The sequence below is a fragment of the Olsenella profusa genome (assembly GCF_016900315.1).
Taxonomy (GTDB): domain Bacteria; phylum Actinomycetota; class Coriobacteriia; order Coriobacteriales; family Atopobiaceae; genus Thermophilibacter; species Thermophilibacter profusus_A.
In genome coordinates this window covers 14883-37058 of the sequence record NZ_JACSNQ010000020.1, presented here as the reverse complement: position 1 = coordinate 37058, position 22176 = coordinate 14883, and the positions used below count along the sequence as shown (strand labels likewise).

The following is a 22176-nucleotide window of genomic DNA, read 5'->3' as shown; positions in this document are numbered from 1 at the left end:
GTAAGGGGGTGGGGGGCGATGGCAGGGCGGGCGGCCGCGGCGAGGCGGCAGGTGGGTTTGGCGCGTTAGGTTTCCGGGCGCGTTACCGTTGCGCGACGGGGGCGGCGTTAGGTTTCCGGGCACGTTGCGATCTCGCAGCGGGGCAGTGTTAGGTTTCGGGGCACGTTACGGCCTTGCAGCAACCTGGCGTTAGGTTTCAGGGCACGTTACGGCCCTGCAACGGCCCTCGGTTAGGTTTCGGCGCACGTTACGGCCTTGCAGCAACCTGGCGTTAGGTTTCAGGGCACGTTACGGCCCCGCAACGGCCCTCGGTTAGGTTTCGGCGCACGTTATAGCCGCGCGGGCATAACATGCGGCGATTCTTAACGCAAAGAACCTCGCAGACACTAATTTGCAACGATTCCTAACAGGCGTCGAGCGGACACCGAGCAGATGGTAGGCAACCGCCAGACACCCGCCACAGCCGCACGACAAACGAAAGGGGCTGCGTCCACGTCGAAGTGACAGGACGCAGCCCCACTTTCCAATTGCAGCGGACGATCAGCCAGCCATCCAGCCTCCGTCGACGGGCAGTATCGCGCCGTTGACGTAGCTCGCCGCGTCGCTCGCGAGGAAGAGCGCAGCGGCGGCGATCTCCTCGGCGGTGCCGGGCTCCGGCGCGCAGTCCAGCACGGGCTTGATACGACCATAGCCAGCCGGGTTGGGCATGCCCATGGAGGTGGCGATCTCGGTGGCGATGCCGCCCGGCGCGATGCAGTTCACGCGGATGCCGTCGGCCATGTACATGTAGGCGGTGTTCTTTGTGAGCGAGATGAGCGCGGCCTTGGAGGCGCAGTAGATGGCACCGGCGCAGGAGCGCATGCCGCCCACCGAGGCCACGTTGACGATGGAGCCCTTGGTGCCGGACGCCTTGAACGCGTTGGCCGCAGAGCGCATCGCGGCGAACGGCCCGTAGACGTTGACGGCCATGACCTGCTGGTACTTCTCGTCCGTGGCGTCGCCGACCGGCGACATGTCATCCATGATGCCCGCGTTGTTGACGAGGATGTCAAAGCCGCCGAAGGTCTTCTGGGCGAACTCGATCATGCCCTCGTTGACCTCGCGCGACGAGACGTCGCCGGGATAGGGCGCCACCTCGCCCGGCGCGTCGGCCAGGCTCGCCGCCAGCTCCTCCAGGCGCTCCTTGCGCCGGGCGACGGCAACCACCTTGGCCCCCTCGCAGGCGAAGAGCTCAACAATGGCGTGCCCCATGCCGGACGATGCGCCGGTGACCACCGCTACCTTGTTCTCAAGCTGCATGGCATGTCCTTTCGCCGTGCGCGCCGGGTACGCGCCGCTTTCTGCTTGCATACTGCGCAGGCAGGCGTGGCGACAAGAACCTCGCGGCAGGCGGGACGACGTCTTTCGGCGAAGGGCGGCTTGAGGACTCCTCTTCGTTTAATCCGCGTCCACGTGCGGGGAGCGACAGACCTCTCCCCAGGACCGCGCGTTGACGTACCTATATGATTCGCGCCAAGGCGAACGATTGAGCTGACAGTGCCAACTCAATCGGGAGATTGATGACGAAATGGCCTGACATCCGCTCATCCGCCGCACTACAGACCGTGTGCCGTTTGCTCGTCAACCAACCTCTCGACCGTTTTCATCTTCATGGCAAGCCTCAACGGATTGTCCTTAAGACGTGTGAAACCAAAGTGCTCGTACCACTGAGCAAGCTCTTCGCTCTTGGCGTCAATGATGACGAGCCTCCCACCGCCCATACGTGCAAGATCACGCACGATTCGCAATGCTTCAATCAGCAACCGCGAGCCAAGACCATTACCTTGAAGAACCGTCCTTACACCCAGCCTTCCGATCAGATACGCCGGGATGGGCAGTCGCCGAATTCCCCCGCGCATGCCGCTCGATACGTCAACGGGACGCACGGCCGTCGGAGACAGTGTGAAGAATCCGGAGACCGAGCGGTCCGAGGCAACACAAACATGGCAGCTGCACAGCCCGCAAAGACAATCCTTCATAGCTTGCGAGCGAATCCATCGGTCAAGATGGACATTGCCACAAGAAAAGTCGTCAAACCACTCGGCCGGCACATGCCGATAATCACGGAGCACGCCCCACGGCGCCATTGGCAGCTGCTCTTCCTCGGCTGGGCTAGTCATCATCCTGTGCAAGCCAATCGTAATCATCGTCAGAGACATAGATGCTTGCCGGGCCGGAAAAGACTGGCACGATATGGCACAGCCTATCCGCAGGTTTGGCAGCCAGCAGACGAGAGTAGTAGCTCTTCATGGCATCAGTTGATATGACAGATGATCCGAAGTAGGTGCGCCCATTGTAGGCTTGAGACCACGGGTCTTCACGATGCGTAAGCTCCTCAAGCTGATCGCCCGAAAGGTCCCCATATGCGTCAAGCACAGCGTCAATAAGGCACTGATCAGCCAGTGGAACCCTCTCGGCATCAGCGCCCTCGATATGCCGACGGTTGACCCAGTAGCAATGTTGGTGAAAGCGAGAGACGCTTGCTACAACTGGCCCGTGCTCCCAGGCTTCGATTGGATCTTCGAAGAGCGGCTCACCCGTCTCTGCCAGACACCACGCCTGACAGTAATACAGTATTTTTTGAAGCTGGTACCCAGTGAGGGAACCTTTTTTCTCAAGAATATAGGCCGCAACGTCCTTTGCACTCGTAGCCATAGCACCTCCTCTCCACATTTCTAGGATAGCTCATCGGCACGTCGAGTTCTAGTATAAACGAACATATGTTCTTTATTTTTACATAAGCTTGGGTGGACACAACAGCTACGAAAAGTGCTCTCTCTTCGCTTGACTGCACCGGTACAGAGCGCTCCCAATAGCAAGGCACCGCGCTACTTCGTCCGGGCGAACTCGTACGCCTCCGCGACCCAGCCCATCAGCTCCTCGTCGATGTCGTCCGGGCTGCTGATGACCAGGTGTGTGGTCCAGCGTCCCGGGTAGGGCTCCACGCGCGCCGCTATGCGATCGGACTCCAGGGGGCGCGCAAGCCCCAGCGTCAGCACGAAGTAGTCGTCGGGCAGCTCCGCTTTCCTCCTCACGCGCAGGAAGGAGACGCAGGCGAACAGGTGACGGTTGTAGAAGGAGATCTGGGACTTCTGCACCCGCATCTCAGTCTGCGGGAACCGCGCGAGCAGCTCCTGGCGGAGGAGCTCGAACAGGGGGTACGCCCCCTGGTGGCGCTCGAAGAACACCCGCACGTCATGCGTGGCATCGCCCATTGAGTCAGCACCCCTCGACGTAAGGCCTAAAATCTGGGCTACTGCTGAATATAGTTCTTTATCCCATTCCTCTCTTTCACAGAGGCTCGCTCGGTAAGATGCGCCACAATGCGCCTGACGTCGTCAACGGTTGGAACAACCACTCGACAGCCGGCGATGTCGCTCATCTCGTTGAGCTTCATGCGCAGATTGGGCCGGCGAAGCTTCCCGATAATCGATTCGAGCCTCTTGATTCGGCTCGCCACAAAAGCGCCCCCGCCGTTCTTGCCCATGACGACCTGAACGGCCGCTTTGGCAAGGTTCTCCATCTCCTCAAGAGGCTCCCGATGGGCCGATCTCCACTCGTCAGCAATCCCAAGCGTCCACTTCAGCTGTTGCCCAGCCACAGCCTTGTCGCCGAGGATCTTGCCGGCCCTCTTCACCTGCCCTTTTGTGAGGCCAGTCATCGTGCCGAAGAGAACAGCGGGTTGGCACACTCACGTGAGGAGTAAAACGAGCGAATTGCCTCATTCGATATGATGGCTTCACAGCGAGCGCTGTCTTCGCAACCATCGCGCGCGTCGCGCCAGGGAGGCTCCCCGTGAGTCAGCTCGCTCAGCCCGTTGCCATCATAGCCCCCAAGCACGCGTACCGTCTCATCCACGCACGCTCGTTCGTGAGCATTAAGACTATCGTAGCCAGGCGAGACCCCCAATTCACCCGGCCCAATGATGAACTTGCCCCTGTGAACCCTAAGCAGATCGCGACACACCGGGCCATTGACCCATGCTTGAAACTGCTCCGGGAAGAGCGGCTCACCATACCTGACAAGGGACAGGGCATTGCTATAGAAAGCCAGCTTCTGTAGCTTCATGGTCGAGACATACCCTGTCTTGTCCAATATGTACTCAGCAACAGCCAATACGTCCGCCATGCGACCCTTCCCCTACAATCTCACGCCTGCAATCAGTTTTTCCTGTAGTGTACCCCACGGCCGCTGCGGCGCAGCCGCCAGACTCGCACGACGCCCGCGGTCACAACGACAACCGCCAGCGCCAGCAGGTACCCCGCCGCGTCGAACGGCAGGTCGCGCACGTCGAACTCCCTGCCCGGGACGAACGCCTTGTGAGCTTGATCGAAGAGCGAGCACGCGACGCAGGCGAGAAGCGCGACGGCGAGACGAACCCTCAGGCCAGGCAGCCGCCGGCGCGCGGCCGGCCAGAGCACCGCCGCGCCGAACAGGAAGAGCCCCTGTGCGAAGAACTCCGGGACGTGCGCCCATCGCCGCACGTTCGCGACGGAGAGGAGGATGCTCGCGACGTCCCCTCCTCCGCCGGCAGTCGCACCCTGGGAACCGGGCGCCACGGGTGCCACCGCCCGCTCCACGGACGAGGAGAGCGCCGACGTCTGCTCCGGCGTCTGCTCGGTAAGCGCGAACGTGACAGCGAAGGCGGCGACGGCGCCCGCCAGACAGAGCGCCCACGCAACCCAGCGGATACGGGAGGGGCCGTCCCCGACCCTGGGACCATTCGACGTCACTCGCAACCTCCGTACCCAATAGGCGCGCTTAGCACTCTGTGTAGGGACATCACTTTACTTTCACTTTATCTCTCTGATAAACGCAGGAGAAATTGACGCTGAAAGAAGGCACGTGAATGCCGGAGCTGGGTAACCTCTTAGCATAGAAGTATTTGGCGAGAAGGTCCAAATGGACAGCCTCGCTAGCGTCACGGAGATAATCCCACGTACCCATCTCGAGAAGTTCGACCTCTATGATGCGCACCTCGGAGAAGACGAGGGTCACCGCTTCATCGCCGCTGTAGCGAAAGAGCCACCCAAGGTAATCGCCTCAAGAGCCCTTATGCAAGCCGTGCAGAAATTCGAGCGGAAGCCCGTCGTCATATGCCTCGAAGCCACAGATCCTGGTTTGCGTGGAGCCTATCACAAGGAGGGCATCCCATTTTCATCCGAGGACGGCAACGCATACCTACCCTTCTTGGGCATCCAGCAGAAACCGACCCAAGTGTTGCGTGCACCAGCGCCGCTCTCCCCACAGGCACAAGGAATCGCACTCAACCTCGTGGCAGACAGATGGGAGGACCGAACGGCATCAGAGCCCGCCGAGCTCTGCGGGAGAAGCAGAGCCAGCGCAACGAAGTATCTCATTTTCCGAATTCAACCTTCTTCTTCAGCGCATGGGCGCAGGCCTCTCTCAGGCGCGCCGCGGCAGCGGCCCAGCTACAGGCATCGAAATCGATGCTCCGGCACAGGCGCTCGTTATTCGGGTGCTCAGCGAGATAGGAGATCTTGCCGGCGACCTCGCCGGCATCCTCGCAGTCGGAGACGAGGTCGCAGCCCTCGACACCAAGAATCTCCTTGACTCCGCAGTTCGAAGAGATCAGAAGCGAGCAACCGGCCGACAAGGCGTCCACAGCACTGAGACCGAACGACTCGTGTCTGGAATCCATCACGAACACGTCTGTCTCCCCGAGCTCTGCCAGGAATTCCTCCTTGGGCAGCTGTTCCCTGTAGGACCCACAGCTTTTGACCAGTTGGTCCAGATGGGAATTCTCGGCATACCTGTCGCCGTAGACGCGCAGCTCGGCGTCGCGCCCCCTCTCCCTCATAAGAGCGACCGCGCGGGCGACGACGTCGTTGCCCTTGATAGGCCGCGTCCCGCCGCTGACCGAGACGACGATTCTGCCTGTTTTGCTATGACTGCGTCGCCTGCTCGGGAAGGGGTTGACGCCGAGCAGCGTCACCTCGATCTTTCCCTTGAGGGAAGGCTGCCGCGTTTCGATGAACCTCTTCTGGAGGTCGGAGTTGGTCGCAACTACATCGAGGCCGTCGAGCCAATCGACGTACGCGCCCATCTCCCTGTCGGTCCTGCCCATTCGATTGATCTCGTTCTCGAACGGGGCGTATCCGTGGCAAAAGCCGACGCGCGGGACCCTTCTCGCCGCCACGACGGCGGAAATTAAATTGTCAAGCGGCCCGGGGCCGAACGAGACGACAACGTCGCACCAGAGCGCACCCCTGATCGCCGAGAATGCCTTCGAGGCTTTGCTGCGTCCGGAGACCCGCCTCACTTCGTCATCCTCCGGCCAGGACTCGAAGAACCCACGGTTGGCGTTTGCGGGACCAGTGTTCCCCTGGATTGTCGTGGCAAAGAACACTTTCATTATTTATCACCCCTTATGCCCCTGATGGACCCGGCAATCTCCCCACGCTTCAGGAGCATGACGGCAAGCAGGCACACCAAGGTGACGTACCGGACGACGGTGTTAAAGTACGTGAACGTGACCCCAATCGAAAGCACGACAATTGCTACAGAGACGACGACGATGGCACGCAAGTCAAAGGGAAGGCTGCCGTCCCCTCTCGCCCTGCTTACACGCCGCGCGCCCAAGTAGTGGAAGATGGAGAGGGCAATGTAGCAGATGAGGGTCGTGTAGCCAGCTGCCACGAAACCGAAAACAGGCAGGAGAACGATGTTGAGGGCGATGTTGATCACTGCCGCGGAGAGCGACGCGACCATGATGAGACGGCTCTCCTCGTGGTACAGCTCAAAGTTCGAGAACAGGGAGTACAGGAACGTGAAGTAGACCCCCACCGACACCGCCGGCATCACCCACACGCCCTCCATGTACGCCTCGGAGCCGAGCACGAGCACTATCTCGGGGCCGAACAATGCCGGAAGCAGAGAGCAAGCACCCACAATGACGAGGAGCATCGTTGAGACGCGGGATATCTCGGCGTAGCTTCGCTTGGACATCTTCTGGTAGAACCAGGGGATGAAGGAGGAGTTGATGCTCGACGTCAGCAGGTTCAGTACGGACGCGACGTTATAGGAGACGCTATAGTAGGCCGTATACGCAGCACCGCATATCCTGCTAATGAGGATGCGGTCCGACGAGCTGAGCGCCGTCATCGAGAGGTAATGCGGAATGAGCGGAAGGTTGAGCTTAAGCACATAGCGCCAGTACTTCAGATTAACGAGTCTGTGGCTTCGCTTAAGAAGTAGTATATAAATCCCTGCACCGACGATGACGTTCACGACTGCGAGTGTGGCGATGCGGGCGAAGACCTTGTCCTCCGCAAGGAAAACGGCGGCGACCCCGATTGCCGAAGAGGCCACCGCAGACGCGAGCGTGATGGCAGTGAGGGCCCGGTATCGGTAGAAGAACCGTTCCTCCACCGTCCAGAGGGCCAGCGCTTGGTTGAAGTAGTACTGGGCGAACATAAGCATAAACAGCAGCGTGCTGAGACCTGTAGCCGCATTTACCCAGCCACGGAAGACGAGGTACAGAACGAGAAGCACGGTGGTACAGACGTTGCTTAGGCCCAGCATCGAGGTCGTGTAGCCGTCGCGGTCGCGTTCGAACCTCACGAGACCGTTGTTGAACACCTGGTAGCTAAGGTTGAGCGTCGCGAAGATGATGAGCACGCTGTCCCAGGAAAGGTAGAGTGAGTACATGCCGTACTGCTCGGCGGACATGAGGCGCGTGAAGATGGGAACGGTAATAAAAGAAATCCCTTTCTGCACGAAACTGCAGATAGTAAACCAAAGTGATGCGCGTATTGGTGCGCCAAGCGATAGGTACTTCTCTTTGAGCTTAGTTAGCAAATCATTCCGTCCTTCGAAATATAAGAAATCGACATAAGAGTGCTTAGAATCCCTTGACTGTCTTCTTGACACTCCAACATTATTCATCAAATTGGACCCTAGAAGCGCAAGCCCGTCATAGCATTTTCCGTAATGGCATCGGATTCGCTTAAGGGAGCATCGTCAATAATCTTAATTGAGAATATAAATGGAACCGCCAGGATAATCCCAATAAAGTAGCAGCTGGGATCTGTAGTTAATGAGGCATTGTACATAATCAGAAATACACAAAATACGCTAAGGCAAATGCTCAGATTCAATATCCATCTGAATTTTGGAGCATCGTTACGATGCCTGAAAGCGCATACTCCAATCGACACTATTGCTGATATGTACAAAGAGAGCCCTATCCAGCCAGTTTCCAAGAAGATGGCAGCATCGGTGAACCAATTCCAATTGAGAGTCTCCCCCCAAACCGCATACAAGTCAGATTGAAAATATTGAGAAAACTGGCCAGAGCCGAAGCCTAAACCGATAGCTCTCAGCAGTGGGCTGTCCATAAACATTGAATTTAACGTTGTCACTGCCGTAAGTCGATTCAAATCATATTCACTTGAATATCCACCTTCAGAAGCGCTGGCAATCATATTGTCAAGAACAAAAAAGTCTTTGAATCCTGGGTTAAAATATATAAGTACTTGTACACCAACGGCAATTGTTATCAACAAAATAGCTGCCGTAAACAAACTTCGAATTGAAACTCTATTAATAATAATAGAGACTACTACCAGAATTGCTAATTCAACATAGTAGATTTTAATCTCTGCTAGCGATGCCAAAATACAATTGCTAGTTAATATCATTATTAAGCTGGCTTGACCATATCGCTTGTGCACAAATCCAAAAATATATATGGCGGATATGGTAAACATGAGCACATTCATCATTCCATTTCCACCTGATTGCGTTCCGAACAGGCCATTGGTGTTATCTTGGCCTGTTCCTATTACAAAGTACTGATATAAACAGATGCAGAAGTTAATCCAGTAAAAGATAGTGGCTGCTTTAGTTAGCTTGAGTATGTCCTCCCGAGAAAGCAGCCGAACGCAGCAAAAAATCATTATGAATAGTCGAAATGTATTTCTAACTGCCCAGAGATACAGAAGCGGTGAAACACAATTTAACAATGCGGAGAATGTGGCAACAGCAAAAAAGACGAAGACAATGACACCAAAAATAGTGAATTCAGGCGAAGAGTTTGAGTCGTGTTTTTTCTGAGTAAGTATTAAAAATGATACAAGGACAAGAAGAACGTCACATACGTAGTTCAGAGCGCTTGGTAATCCTAAATCACCAACTAAGAATCGCACGATAAAGGAATATGCAAGTAAAAAATATAGAGTTCTTTTGGGGTTAGACAGCAATATGGGAACAAAAGAAATACCTACGCAAACCAATGATCCTATAATTGGATTATGTAAAATAATAGTAAAGGATACTAGTATGACAACAAATGCTAATGGCAATATTAGATAAATATATTTTAATATTCGTTCTTGGAGCATTATTTAGTCACCCATTTTATCTTCTTTTGAGACTTGGTGCTTCGTGAGAAGGCGTAAAGCTTGCCCGCATCAACCCTATTTCAGATTGTTTAGTAATTGCTTTATACTTTTTCTAAGACCTACAAGTCTCAAGGCGCATTGATAGTGATTAGTCAGCAACATCAACTGAACAAGTTTTTGATAAATAGGAAGCGACCGCCATGGAAATTCTTTTGAATACGCATTAAACAACTGAGAATTCCTGAGTCTTATTACCTCTTCTTTTCGTTCGAGACTTGTTAGGGTGCTGTCGACTATTGCGCCAAGATATAGTCGACAGTACTCTACAGCAGCGCGACGAACCCTCATCGTACAATCATCATAATCACATTTCGGCTCTTTTGATGCTTTGTCAAATAGCCTCGCAATGAAATCTTCGTACCGCGGCAGGGATGAAGGGGACAGTGTCTGTGTGATTGAAGATTGATTATCTTTTCGATAGCAGTATGAGATGCAATCTACAAATGCGATGCTTTTCGCACGCTTATACGCGTCCAGATTAAACAGCGTGTCTTCAGAAAGGTAGTTTTCGAATCTCAATGCGTTTGATTCGATAAACGATTTTTTGTATATATTCGTACATGCACTTACTGGATATGATTTTGTATTCTTATCTCCAACGCTATGTCCATAGAGATTCTTACGAACTTGTAAAATTTCCGCTCGATCCTCTAGCAGGGAATTCGCATATGGATGAGGGAATGTTTCGCTACATTTTCCATCAGTATAAGTGCAGTGACCACCGCAAACTATATCGGCATTAGTTCGTCTGGCAACCTTATATAGCCGATCAAACATATCTGGCAGAACCCAGTCGTCCCCATCGACAAAACCGACATAATCACCTGTTGCAATGGCGATACCGCTATTCCTTGCCGGGCCAAGACCCCCGTTTTGCTGATGGACGATCTTAACCCTAGAATCAATGCGGGCATAGCCCTCTGCAATCTCCCCGCATCGATCCGGGCTTCCATCATCAACAAGTATTACCTCTATATCTACATGAATCTGATTCAGGAGACTATTTATACAATGGTCAATATAACGTTCGACGTTATACATGGGTACAATTACACTAACTACAGGCATCTTATCACCTCTCAACCATATGCATGATACCTAGTAACTTCCAATGCTTGAAATTATGTGTCCGAAGGACATCCGAAACAGATGCAAGGACTGGGTCGGTTGGGCGAAACGCTCTAAACTCGTTAGTCCCATTCCACAAATCAGCAAACGAGGAGAAAAGCGGCAGAAGCCAATCAGGCTCGAATTGTCGAATTCTACCGAACACTGTAAAACAGGCGTTAATGAGGACTTCATCGGCAACAAGCTGCAAAGGCACATCGACACGCCTGCACTCATCGAGCATCTTCTCGACTATCCAGTAGGTGTCGACAGCCTTGGGGCGGGCTGCAGTCCTACTAATTGAATTTTCCCTGTGGCGATACAAATAGGACGCGTCATGGACATTAGTCTCTCGATACCTCGACTTGATGAGATACGCCAAGGTTGCGTCTTCATACAAGTAACCTTCTGGGAAACGGATATCTGCCCAAACAGAACGAGAGTAAGCCCTACCCCAAACAGTTCCCATACGTTCCCTTGAGAAGTGCGACTTTAGCTTCGATCCATCTTCAGAGATGTCTGTATAGCCGCAACTCACATAATCTGATTCAGAATCAAGCAACGCGCTCATGGAAGCTTCTATGAAGCCTGAGTCAACTGCATCATCCGAGTCAACAAACGAAATGAATCGTCCCCTACTGTTGTCGATCCCTGTGTTACGCGCGCCTGATAATCCTCGATTCTCCTGTTCGATCAGGTGAACTCTCTTGTCCCTAGATGCAATCTCAGAGACAATATCGCCGGTCAGGTCAGTAGACCCATCGTTTACGACAATCACCTCAAACGGAAACTCTGTCTGTTGTGCTAAGAGAGACTCGATGCATTGTTCGATATATTCCTCAACGTTGTACGCCGGAACTACAAAGGAAAGCAACGTAGCATCATCAACTGGGTAACGGAAATAAGGCTGTCGATCCTCCTCATGGGGCTTAGGCGATATTCCCTCTAGCATATTCCTAGAATCTGAGATGTACTCAGGTTTACAATTCGAGAGAAACGGCTCTATCAGTCGAAAAGGGAGACTCTTCCCCGGAAGAGCATGTATTGCACTACGGAATAGCCGCTTAACTTTATCCATCTAATCCGCCCTTGATTAAAGCCGCGAAGAAGGTCTCGCCGCCAAGCGCCGAGATGGGGAATTCTTGTTTCCACGTAAGCTTGAATAAATCCGTGCTTTCGCTCAGGCAGTGCCATTTTTTCTCATCATAAGTATCACCGAGTATCTTGAAGAGCTCATCGCACATGGGGTTGTTTGGTTCAATAGCTGCTATAGAGTCCTTGGCCCTCTCGTCATGACGCCCGGCAAGTACTATCAGATAATCTGAGAGTAGATAGTCAATCAGGTAGTCGTTCCTGCGCCAATACTCGAGAAAGAAGTCACGAAACGCCGCAAAGACTCCTCTATGAGCATCGTCACAGCCAAGCGAGTAATTTGCAAAGTACCCTGACGCGATAGACCCGTGGAGATAGTCTGGTCGCTTTATCGAAAAGACAGGTGCGCTGTATACAGGCGAGCTGAGATCTCGACAGCAGTAAAACGTAGCGTCTAACCAGATTCCACCATATTGAGCCAGCAAACTGAATCTAAGGAGGTCTGATAAATGCGTACGTGATATTACGCCCGAATTCACTTTATCTAGAAACCATTCTGGAATAGAGGCGTAGTCGTTCACGTTGTCGCTGGTGATAATAATGACCTCTCGGCCAGCAGAATGTCTCTGCACCGAAGAGACGCATGCCTTCACGATCTCCGGGGCGTTATCGATCCCCTGCCACCAGCACATCCAGATCTTGTTCCTCAGGTTGCTCGGCACCTCGGGCAGCGGCGCGCGGTAGTCATATGCCCTGGCGTAATCGCCGAGCAGCTGCTCGAGATACGTCATGACCGCCTCGTGCTTCCGCATGAGGCGATTTTTAACCGCCGGTGGCTCCTTGTAACCGTTTCTGTTCATGACCTGCAGATCTAACTTTGCCCTAAAGGCATTGATGCCTTCAGCGACGCCGCACCGCGATCCGATAACAGCTGAGGCCTTGACCTCCTCGGCAGTACGGTGTACAAGGCGCCTTATGCTGTTATGACCGTTAGCCATTGGCTCGCCCTTCGTATAAACCTTCTAACTTGCCGACATATGAACTCTGACGGCAATACTTCTGGACGTATTTCAAGCAAGAACACTGGAAAAGTGAATAGCTGGGGGCATCGCCAAATTGCTTGCCGGCCTTACGCAGCGAGTCTGCCAGCCCCTCTACGTTGCCAGCCTCAAAAAGCAGACCAGTCTCGCCGTCGCTGACGATGTCCGGAATGCCGCCAATACGAGCGCCGATGACGGGCGTTCCCGCCGCGAGCGACTCAAGGCCGGAATAGGGCATGTTCTCGCGCCACTCGGAAGGCATGACGGTGAAGCGCGCGCCGCCTACCTGGCGCTGGAGGGGCTCGCCGGTGAGGTACCCCAGGAGCTCAACGCGATCCTGCAGGCCCTCGTCCGCGACGATCTGCTCGATTCGTGCGCGCTCGGGCCCGTCGCCCGCGATGCGGAGGCTCCAGTCGGCGGGAAGGCCGCCCCTGCACGCCTCGGCGAACGCCCGCACCAGTGTGACCACGCCCTTGACCTCGGTGAGCCTACCGAAGTAGAGGAAGTACGGCGGCTTGGAGAGCTTGTCGGCGTCGAAGCACCTCTCGCCCATCGCCACCTGCGAGTCGGTCAGAAAGTTCTGGAGATATACGACGCGACCGGCGAACCCGCCCTCCTCGAGCTTCTCCTTCATGAACCTGCTCGGGGCGATGATGAGGTCGATCTTGTCGTAGCTCCGGTGATGCTTGAGGAACTCAGCCTCCGCGGTAGCTAACGCGCTCTTGGCGAGCGACGACTTGACGCAGCGGTGCCTGAGGCAGCTGCCGAAGCGCCCACCGAGGCACCGGTCGCAGACCTTTTCCTCGCCGTCGACCATCGTGTACGCGGGGCAGACCAGGATGTAGTCGTGTGCCGTGTAGACGACGGGAACCCGGTGCTCGCGCAGGTACGGCGCGTCCAGGATGGACAGCGTGATCTGCCGGTGCACGTTGTTCATATGAATGATGTCGGGCTGGAAGTCCCGCAGCAGGGAGTCGAACTTCTCGCGTGCCTCTCGTGAGTAGATGAGGCTCACCCCGTCCTCGACCATCTTGAGCGGCGAGGTGCCCCCGTTGTACTCGCGCTGCGTGACGAAGTACTTCTCCTGTGCGCACGGCAGATTGCTCGGGTGCTTCATTGAGAAGAAGGCGACCTCGTGACCCGCGGTGCGCAACCCCTCCGCGAGCGCGAAGTAGTACGTCTCGGCCCCACCTTTGTGGTAGTGGAACTTGTTGACGAGCAGTACTCTCACTGGTCTCCTCCGTAGAGCTCGAGCGTTCGGCGAACTACGCTGTCCCAGCCGAACGACTCTCGCGCACGTTTCCTTGCGTCGTAGCCCATGGCCTCAACCTCGTGCACATCGGCCATAAGCGATGCAAGCACCTCCCCGAGCCTCCTTCCGTCTCCCCTGGGAAAAGTAAGTCCCGTTCCCGCGGTCACGTCTGCGCATTCGGGGATGTCGCTCGTGACGCAGCAGCGCCCGTACGCCATGGCCTCCAAGAGGCTCATCGGCATGCCCTCCACGTCGGAGGGCAGCACGTAGCAGAAAGCGTTGGAGTAGAGCTCCTCCAAGGCTTCCCCTTGGGCGAAACCTGTCAGGATGATTCGCGGATCGTCAGCGGCGAGCTGTTTGATCTCGTCGAGGTACTCGGAGGTGTCCGACGACCCGCCGGCGATGACCAAGCGCTTGTCGGTGTCGAGGCCGCGGAAGGCCTTGATGAGGAGCTCGGGGCGCTTCTCGGGCACGATGCGCCCGAGGAAGAGGACGTAGGAGCCCTTCGCAAGCCCCCAGCGCTCGGCGATGACGTGCGCTGGGCGCGGCTCCCTAGGCTCTATGCCGTTGGGAATGAAGCGGGTCTCGCGCCCATAAGCCTCTCTGAAATAGCTCTGGGCCGAGCGGGAGAGCACGATGACCTCGTCGGCGCGACGAGCGGCGTTCCTCTCCCCCATCTTGATGTATGTGCTCGCCAGCCTGCCCCACTTGGCGCGCTGCCAGTCGAGCCCGTGGATGGTCGCGACCGTGCGGATGCCAGCGCGACGGGCGAGCGGCAGCGGGACGCAGGGGCCCTCGGCGTGGTAGTGGATGACGTCAGGATGGTCCTTGCTCGCCGCAAGCGTGGCGAAGAAGCTCGAGGAGAGCGCCGCCATGCCCTTGGCGTCGACGGTACGGACGGGCACCACGCGGACGCCGTCGCGCTCGTAGGGCTCGGTCGGCGTCGGCTCGCCGTTGACGTCGGTGCCCGAACGGTCGTAGCAGGTGACCTCGTGCCCCAGCGCCGCCATGCGGCGGGCGAGCTCCGTGACCACAACCTCCACGCCGCCCTCGCGCGAGCCGTAGCGCTTGTGTCCGATCATCGCGATGCGCAACGATCTACTCCCCCTGGAACGTGAGCACGCAGCCGACGGTCTGGATAATCAGCTTGACGTCGGTCCAGAGACCGGCCTTGAGGATGTAGAGCAGGTCGAGGTCGACCCACTCGTCGAAGGAGATGGAGTCGCGGTTGCGCCGCGTCTGCCAGTAGCAGGTGATGCCCGGCTTCACGGAGAGCCTCAGCTGGTCGTGGGGCGAGTACTGGCGCACCTCGCGCGGCAGCGCCGGGCGCGGCCCAACCACCGACATCTGCCCGACGAGCACGTTCAGGAACTGCGGGAGCTCGTCGAGCGACGTCTTCCGGATGAACCTGCCCACCCTCGTGATGCGCGGGTCGTCCGCGATCTTGAAGACCGGCCCGTCCTTCTCGTTGGCGCCCAGGAGCTCCGGGAGGCGCTCCTCCGCGTCCACGTGCATGGAGCGGAACTTGACCATGCGGAACCGCCTCCCGCGCAGGCCCACGCGCTCCTGGAAGAAGAGCGGGGAGCCGTGTGGGTCGTCCAGCCAGATCACGAGCGCCACCACCAGGCACGGCACGAGCAGCACCGCCACCACAGCAAGGCTGAAGCACACGTCGAACGCGCGCTTGACGAGGCGGTAGAGCGGCCTGCGGTCGAGCCCGCACGAGATGCGCTCGAGCTCCAGCTGCGAGAAGCGGCGCCCGTCGTCCCCGCCCGTGGGCGCGCCCGCAGAGACCGGTGCCTCCCCGGCACCGACGGTCAGCTCCACGTTCTTCTCGCTCACTTGTTCACCACCTTTGCACGCATGCGTGCCGCACGGAACTCAGCCGAGCCCGGTGCGGCAACCACGGAGAGGCCCACGCGAGTCGCAACCCTGCGCCCACAGAGGTTGACCTCCAGGTACGCCGTCGACTTGTGACGGTTGATGTCACGCACCAGGCCCTCGTGGCCCAGAAGCGGGCCCTCCACTATCACGACCCTCTCGCCGTCCTGCACGGCATGGCTCATGGGAACCACGCGCTCCCCCGGCTTGGTGAAGGCTCCGATGAGCTCCACCTCCTCGGGGGCAAGCGGGACGGGCCTTCCGTCCATGGAGAGCACACGGGAGAGCTCGGGAATCCTTGCGAGCTGGTACTCCAACGAAAGGGGCTCGTCGGTATCGGCGATGAGGTAGCCCGGGAAGAGGGGTTTGTTGCAGCGCGTCCAGACGCCGCGCAGCTTGATCTCCGTCTCATAGCGGGGATAGAAGCACTCGTTGAGGACGTCGCCTGAGACCGTCCGACCAATGAGGTCGGCCATGGCCTCCTCGCGGCCTCCCATGACCTGAATCACGTACCACACAGCGCATCACCACCCTTCGTGTCTGCATCCGACGGAACTGGGAACGTCACGCCCGGGGCCTCGCCGGCCTGGCCTATGGCTTCGCCATTGCCGGCACGTGGCCGGCCCCTGCGGCGTGTATGCGTTCCCTCGGCTCCTCGAAAGCACGCACGTGGCGCTGCTCCGTGAGAAGAGGTATGTGCCCCTCGCGCGACAGGTCAGGAAGGCGACTCCCTGACCCGCGGCCCATGGGACGCAGTCTTCTGCGATGACGCAGTTTCCTGCACAGAACCCGTTTGGCATTCGGTGGGCAAGCGGGCTCTGTGCAGAAAGCTGACGTGGCGCTGCTGGGAGCCAGGCCCATCCCCTAGCTCTTCGTGGGAACCTCCAGTGCCACGCGCTCGGTGAACCCGCCGCCCGTGTCACAGACGCTCACGATGCAGCTGCGACGGTAGCGGTCGATCTTGCGGACGCGCGCCTCCTGGTTCACGAGCGGCCCGCGCCACACGTGAAGCGTGCCGTCCACGATCTCCCCCATGGAGCCGCGAATCACGTGGCTGCCGTCCATCACCTGCGAGAACCACTGCGCCGCCTCATCCGCGAGCGGCATCCACGAGCGCTCGGTGGTGCCTACGAGCGTGGCCGGGACGGTGAGATGCGAGAGCGTCTTGGCCAGGCCGGCGGCGTCCCGCGAGCAGGCGAACGCGTAGCCCGGGTACATGTTCACGGTCTCTATGCGCCAGCCGTCCGCGCGCTTCATCCAGCGCTCTCGGGCCGGGACGAAGGCATCCTCGAGGAGGTCCCCGGGAACCAGGCGAAGCAGCTTCTCGCACGTGGAGCGCTCGCGGCCCGCGGGCACGCTGAGCAGGTACCAGCGCAGGCGACCACGCGGGGAGCGACGGCCAAGCGGGAGCCCGGGCGCCACATGATGCACGCCCTGCGCAGTCGGCGTGGGTGCCGTGACCCCCGTCATGCGCGCCTGCGCAGCCAGCCCGTCCATCGTCCTGCCCTTCCGACCCCACGCCCGGAAGCAGTGGGGCGTGCAAAGCTACACGTTTTCAGGCAGCGGGGGCCAGGGCGGGCCACCGGAGAAAACCAACTCGGTTAACGCCGTCATTAACAAGAATCAACGGACTCTATACAACAATAAGTGGGAGGGGACGGTATAATTAACCGCGCTTTGAAGGCACTGAAAACGTGTACCTTTACGCGTACGTCAGCCGTCCGTTACGAGTTACGCCTCACGTTGGGGCCGCCTCGGTGCGGGCGTCCTCCTTGAACCACTTGTCCAGCGTGCTCAGGGATACCCCCATCCTCGCCGCGGCCTCCGCGCGCGTGACGTCACCGGTGAGATAGCTCTGCCGGACCGCCGCGTAGCACTCCGGGCGGCACTTCCGCGGCCGGCCAAACCGCACGCCGCGCGCCTTCGCCGCAGCGATCCCCTCCGCCTGGCGCTGGCGGATGTTCTCCCGCTCCACCTGCGCCACGTAGGAGAGCAGCTGCAGAACGATGTCTGAGATCAGGACGCCGGTGATCCCGTTGCGCTCGGTGCGCGTGTCAAGCAGCGGCATGTCCAGGACGACGACGGCCGTCCCGCGCTCGCGCGTCAGCCGCCGCCAGGTCTCGATGATCTGCTCGTAGTCGCGGCCCAGCCGGTCTATGCTCTTCACCACCAGGACGTCGCCCTCGCGCAGGCGCCGCATGAGACGACGCCACGCGGGCCGGTCGAAGTCCTTGCCGCTCGCATGGTCCATGTAGACGTGGCCGGGCTCCACCCCAAACTCCGCGAGCGCCGCCAGCTGCCTGTCAAGGTTCTGCTCGTGCGTCGAGACCCTCGCGTACCCGTACGTGACGCCGTCCATCGCGCCCCCTTCTCGTAGCCTGTACCTGCGAAAAGGGTAGTCGGTGGGCCTGCGGTCCCGCGGGCTTTCGGGCTATTGCGGGAGGGGGGCGCCGCTGCGGGGGCTATGCCACCTTGACGTCCCCCTGCCGGCCCACGAGGTCGATCATCTCCGCCAGCAGCACCATGTTGTGCGCGTCGATCCGGCAGGGCAGCTCCATGCGCATGACGTCGCCGGAGGTGGCCTCCACGCGCAGCTCCACGTGGTCGAGGCCCGGGTAGCGCCCGAGAATCTGGCCCATGCTGTCCATGTAGGGGCGCGTGAGCAGCGACGCCGGGATGTTGACCTCCATGACCTTGGGGCGGTTGGCCTTCTCGTCCAGGACCAGCGGCTCCACGCTCATGCAGATGATCTGGTTGCCGCGGTCGCCGCGCTCGAGCTTGCCCTCCACCTTGATGAAGACGTCGCCGGAGGACTCGCCGGTCTCCTCGTCCACCTGCCCGGCCAGGGCCGCCGCGCACTTCTTGTAGAGCTTCGGGAACACAACGAGCGTGACCTCGCCCTCCATGTCCTCCAGCGTGACGATGGCCATGGGGTCGCCGTTCTTGGTGGTCTTCTTTTGGAGCGCGTTGACCATGCCGGCCAGGCGGATCACCTTGCCCTCGGGCACCTTGAAGCGCTCGTGGACGCCGCCCGTGGGGTCGGTGTACTCCTCGGAGACCTCGATGTCGGAGATCGTGTAGTCGCGGTTCTTGGCAAGGGCGTACTCGTACGGGCGCAGCGGGTGGTCGGAGACGTAGAGGCCGAGCACCTCGTGCTCGCGGCGCAGCTTCTCGGAGCGGTCCCACTCCACGCCGTCCGGCTCGGGGACGGTGTTCTCGAAGCCGGAGCCCTCCACGTCGCCGAAGAGGTCGAACATGGAGAACTGGCCGGCCGCGCGCTCCTTGTTGCGCCTGGCTGCCGCGTCGATGATGTTCTCCGGGTTGTTCTTGTCGACGAAGCGCATGAGCTGCATGCGGGTGTAGCCCGTGGAGTCGAAGGCGCCCGAGCAGATGAGCGCCTCCACCACGCGGCGGTTGGCCTGGCCGGAGTCCATGCGGTCCACGAAGTCGTGGAGGGTCTTGAAGGGGCCGTTCTTCTCGCGCTCTTCCATGATGGCCTCGCCCACGCCCTCGCCCACGCCGCGGATGCCGGCGAAGCCGAAGCGCACGCCGTCAGCCGTGGCGGTGAAGTCGCGGCCGCTCTCGTTGATGTCCGGCGGCAGGATGGCCACGCCCTCGTGGCGGTAGGCCGTGACGTAGTGGACGATCTTGTCGGTCTTGCCCATGTAGGACGTGAGGACCGAGGCCATGTACTCCTTGGGGTAGTGGGCCTTGAGCCAGGCCGTCTGCATGACGAGGATGGCGTAGCCCGCCGAGTGGCTCTTGTTGAACGCGTAGGACGCGAACTCCAGGACGTCGTCCCAGATCTTCTGGGCGATCTCCTTGGTGTAGCCGTTCTTGACCGCGCCGTTCATCCAGTGGTCGTAGGTGGTCTCGTCCTTGCCGTCGTCCCAGTGGAAGACGGTGGAGGTGAGGAGCTTGATCTTCTTCTTGGCCACGGGCTTCCTGATGCGGGAGTCGGACTCGCCGGCCGAGAAGCCGCTCATCTTCATCGAGATCTTCATGACCTGCTCCTGGTAGACCATCGTGCCGTAGGTCTCGCCCAGGATGTCGTCGAGGCGCGGGTCGTAGGAGACGGCCTCCTCGCGCCCGTTCATGCGGTTGATGTAGCTCGTGACCATGCCGGCGCCCAGGGGGCCCGGGCGGTAGAGCGCGATAAGAGCCACCACCTGCTTGTACTCGGTGGGGCGCATGTTCTTGATCGTGGAGGTCATGCCCGCGGACTCGATCTGGAAGACGCCCGCGGTGCGGCCCTCGCGCATGAGCTTGTAGATCTCCGGGTCGTCAAAGGGAATCTCGTCGACGTTGATGTCGATCCCGTAGTTGGCCTTGATGTTGGCGAGCGCCTTGGAGATGACGGTCAGCGTGCGCAGGCCCAGGAAGTCCATCTTGAGCAGGCCCATGTCCGCCACCGAGTGGCCCTCGTACTGGGTGATCTCCACGCCGCCCTTGGTGTCGATCTTGGTGGGCACGTGGTCGTTGACCGGCGTGGGGGCAATGAGGACGGCGCAGGCGTGGACGCCCTCGCCGCGGTGCAGGCCCTCGATGGAGAGCGCCGCGTCGATGATGCTTCGGGCCTCGGGGTCCTTGTTGTAGGCCTCCTCGAAGTCCGGCGAGTACTGGTCCGGCGCCTTCTCGGACTTGTGGAGGGCGTGGTCGAGCGTGAGCTTGGGATCGTTGGCAAGCATCTTGGAGAGCTTCTGGCCCTGCCAGACGGGGAACCCCAGCACGCGCGCGGCGTCGTTGATGGCCTGCTTGGCCTTAATCGTGGAGTAGGTGATGACGTGGCAGACGCGCTCGGGACCGTAGAGCTGGCGCACGTGCTCCACGACCTCGAGGCGCCGCTCGTCGTCGAAGTCCATGTCGATATCGGGCATCTCGGTGCGCTGCGGCGAGAGGAAGCGCTCGAACATCAGGCCGTTCTCGAGCGGGTCGAAGGTGGTGATGTCCATCGCGTAGGCCACGATGGCGCCGGCGGCAGACCCTCGGCCGGGTCCCACACCGATGCCGTTTTTCTTGGCCCAGCGCACGTACTCCTGCACGATGAGGAAGTAGTCCGCGAAGCCCTTCTCGCAGATGACCTTGTACTCGTACTCAAAGCGGTCGAGGACCTTCTCGCCGCCGACCTCCTTGGTGCGCCAGTCCGGCCCGTAGCGACGCGCGAGTCCCGTCTCGCACTCCTTGCGGAAGCGCTCCTCCGAGGTCTCGCCCGGGTCCAGGTCAGGGAACTTGGGCAGGTACATGTGCGACCAGTCCAGCTCGAAGGAGCACTTGTCGGCCACCTCGAGCGTGTTGTCGATGACCTCGGGTGCCCACGAGAAGAGCTCGCGCATCTCGGCCTCGCTCTTAATGTAGAACTCGGTGCCCGTCATGCGCTTGCGGTTGGTGTCATCGAGCTTGGAGGCCGTGCCGATGCAGGAGAGCACGTCCTGGGTGGGGGCGTCCTCGCGCGTGAGGTAGTGGTTGTCGTTGGTGGCGATGACCTTGATGCCGAGCTCGTGACCCAGGCGCAGGATCTGCTCGGAGAGCGTGCGGTCCGTGAAGCCGCCCCAGTTGGGGTCCGCCAGGCCGTGGTCCTGGACCTCCAGGTAGAAGTCCTCGCCGAAAATCTCCTTGTAGGTGAGCGCCCAGCGACGCGCCTCGTCCGGACGGCCCTGGAAGTACATGCGCGGGATGATGCCCGAGACGCACGCCGAGGTGCAGATGATGCCCTCGTGGTAGCGGCGCAGCATGTCCAGGGTGGTGCGTGGGTAGTAGTAGAACATCTCGCCGGAGGCCGCCTCGCTCATCATCTTCATGAGGTTGACGTAGCCGGTCTCGTTCTTGGCCAGAAGGATCAGGTGGTAGCGATGCTGGCGGGTGCCCTTCTCGATGCAGTCGTCCGTGATGAAGTAGGCCTCGCAGCCAAAGATCGGCTTGATGAGCAGGCTCGGGCGGTTTGCGCGGACGGCGTCGAGGTCGTGGGTCTCGTTCCAGGTGGCGACGTCGCGCTCCCACTGGGCGTGGACGCGGTCGTGCAGCTTGGCGTCTGCGGGGTCTGGCTCCGGCTCCTCGAGCTCCCAGCCCTTCTGGAAGCACTCGAGGTCGTGCTTCCACTGGTGCATGTCCTTCTGCGCGTCGTTGTACTTGCGGCACTCCAGATCGAAGTCGGGGATGCCGAACATGTAGCCGTGGTCCGTGAGGGCCAGGGCCGGCATCTCCAGGTCCACGGCGCGCTTGACCATGTCAGACACGCGCGTGGCGGCGTCAAGGATCGAGAAGTCCGAGTGGTTGTGCAGGTGGACGAATGCCATGTGGTGGCTCCCCGTCTGTCTGGTGGAAGGCTTGCGGAAGGTTTCTG

General features: G+C 59.1%; 20 protein-coding genes. All 20 read right to left on the bottom strand.

All coding sequences use genetic code 11. From position 1 onward, the window contains the following. Positions 1-540: 540 nt before the first annotated feature. Positions 541-1299 (bottom strand): glucose 1-dehydrogenase, encoded by a 759-nt coding sequence (locus tag H9X80_RS08050; protein ID WP_204793827.1) that lies wholly within the window; start codon positions 1297-1299, stop codon positions 541-543. Between the two features lie 296 nt (positions 1300-1595). After that, positions 1596-2126 (bottom strand): GNAT family N-acetyltransferase, encoded by a 531-nt coding sequence (locus H9X80_RS08045; RefSeq protein ID WP_204793826.1) that lies wholly within the window; start codon positions 2124-2126, stop codon positions 1596-1598. A 25-nt stretch (positions 2127-2151) separates the two neighbouring features. Continuing rightward, the gene (locus H9X80_RS08040; RefSeq protein ID WP_204793825.1) at positions 2152-2694 is read right to left on the bottom strand and encodes a Panacea domain-containing protein; all 543 of its coding nucleotides are present in this window, start codon (positions 2692-2694) and stop codon (positions 2152-2154) included. A gap of 173 nt (positions 2695-2867) precedes the next feature. Beyond that, positions 2868-3254, bottom strand: a complete 387-nt coding sequence (locus H9X80_RS08035; protein WP_204793824.1) for a DUF5655 domain-containing protein — start codon at positions 3252-3254, stop codon at positions 2868-2870. 38 nt (positions 3255-3292) lie between these two features. Further along, positions 3293-3676: a RelA/SpoT domain-containing protein gene (locus tag H9X80_RS09390; protein ID WP_204793823.1), complete on the bottom strand. Its 384-nt coding sequence runs from the start codon at positions 3674-3676 to the stop codon at positions 3293-3295. 20 nt (positions 3677-3696) lie between these two features. Beyond that, on the bottom strand, positions 3697-4107 hold the full coding sequence (locus H9X80_RS09425; RefSeq protein WP_428832975.1) for a Panacea domain-containing protein: 411 nt from the start codon (positions 4105-4107) through the stop codon (positions 3697-3699). A gap of 92 nt (positions 4108-4199) precedes the next feature. Next, positions 4200-4772, bottom strand: coding sequence for a VanZ family protein (locus H9X80_RS08020; RefSeq protein ID WP_204793821.1), 573 nt, complete (start codon positions 4770-4772; stop codon positions 4200-4202). Positions 4773-5395: 623 nt separating this feature from the next. Then, positions 5396-6415, bottom strand: coding sequence for a glycosyltransferase family 4 protein (locus H9X80_RS08015; protein ID WP_204793820.1), 1020 nt, complete (start codon positions 6413-6415; stop codon positions 5396-5398). Further along, complete coding sequence (locus H9X80_RS08010; RefSeq protein ID WP_204793819.1) at positions 6415-7860, bottom strand: oligosaccharide flippase family protein; 1446 nt, start codon at positions 7858-7860, stop codon at positions 6415-6417. Before H9X80_RS08010 ends, H9X80_RS08015 begins: the two co-directional genes overlap by 1 nt. A 98-nt stretch (positions 7861-7958) precedes the next feature. Continuing rightward, positions 7959-9404: a hypothetical protein gene (locus H9X80_RS08005; RefSeq protein ID WP_204793818.1), complete on the bottom strand. Its 1446-nt coding sequence runs from the start codon at positions 9402-9404 to the stop codon at positions 7959-7961. A gap of 75 nt (positions 9405-9479) precedes the next feature. Further along, complete coding sequence (locus tag H9X80_RS08000) at positions 9480-10532, bottom strand: glycosyltransferase family 2 protein (RefSeq protein WP_204793817.1); 1053 nt, start codon at positions 10530-10532, stop codon at positions 9480-9482. Between the two features lie 4 nt (positions 10533-10536). Then, on the bottom strand, positions 10537-11649 hold the full coding sequence (locus H9X80_RS07995; RefSeq protein WP_204793816.1) for a glycosyltransferase family 2 protein: 1113 nt from the start codon (positions 11647-11649) through the stop codon (positions 10537-10539). Next, positions 11642-12661, bottom strand: coding sequence for a capsular polysaccharide synthesis protein (locus tag H9X80_RS07990; RefSeq protein WP_204793815.1), 1020 nt, complete (start codon positions 12659-12661; stop codon positions 11642-11644). The genes H9X80_RS07995 and H9X80_RS07990 overlap by 8 nt, the downstream gene beginning before the upstream one ends. Beyond that, positions 12654-13934, bottom strand: coding sequence for a glycosyltransferase (locus H9X80_RS07985; RefSeq protein ID WP_204793814.1), 1281 nt, complete (start codon positions 13932-13934; stop codon positions 12654-12656). The genes H9X80_RS07990 and H9X80_RS07985 overlap by 8 nt, the downstream gene beginning before the upstream one ends. Then, positions 13931-15049 (bottom strand): glycosyltransferase family 4 protein, encoded by a 1119-nt coding sequence (locus H9X80_RS07980; RefSeq protein ID WP_204793813.1) that lies wholly within the window; start codon positions 15047-15049, stop codon positions 13931-13933. The genes H9X80_RS07985 and H9X80_RS07980 overlap by 4 nt, the downstream gene beginning before the upstream one ends. Positions 15050-15053: 4 nt before the next feature. Then, positions 15054-15797: a sugar transferase gene (locus tag H9X80_RS07975; RefSeq protein WP_204793812.1), complete on the bottom strand. Its 744-nt coding sequence runs from the start codon at positions 15795-15797 to the stop codon at positions 15054-15056. Then, positions 15794-16354 (bottom strand): antiterminator LoaP, encoded by a 561-nt coding sequence (gene loaP, locus H9X80_RS07970; RefSeq protein WP_204793811.1) that lies wholly within the window; start codon positions 16352-16354, stop codon positions 15794-15796. The genes H9X80_RS07975 and loaP overlap by 4 nt, the downstream gene beginning before the upstream one ends. Positions 16355-16700: 346 nt before the next feature. Continuing rightward, on the bottom strand, positions 16701-17333 hold the full coding sequence (locus H9X80_RS07965) for a transcription termination/antitermination NusG family protein (RefSeq protein WP_204793810.1): 633 nt from the start codon (positions 17331-17333) through the stop codon (positions 16701-16703). Between the two features lie 241 nt (positions 17334-17574). After that, the gene (locus tag H9X80_RS07960) at positions 17575-18195 is read right to left on the bottom strand and encodes a recombinase family protein (protein WP_204793809.1); all 621 of its coding nucleotides are present in this window, start codon (positions 18193-18195) and stop codon (positions 17575-17577) included. 103 nt (positions 18196-18298) lie between these two features. Further along, positions 18299-22129 carry a DNA polymerase III subunit alpha gene (gene dnaE, locus H9X80_RS07955; protein WP_204793808.1) on the bottom strand — a complete coding sequence of 1277 codons (3831 nt, stop codon included), beginning with the start codon at positions 22127-22129 and terminating at the stop codon, positions 18299-18301. Positions 22130-22176 lie beyond the last annotated feature (47 nt).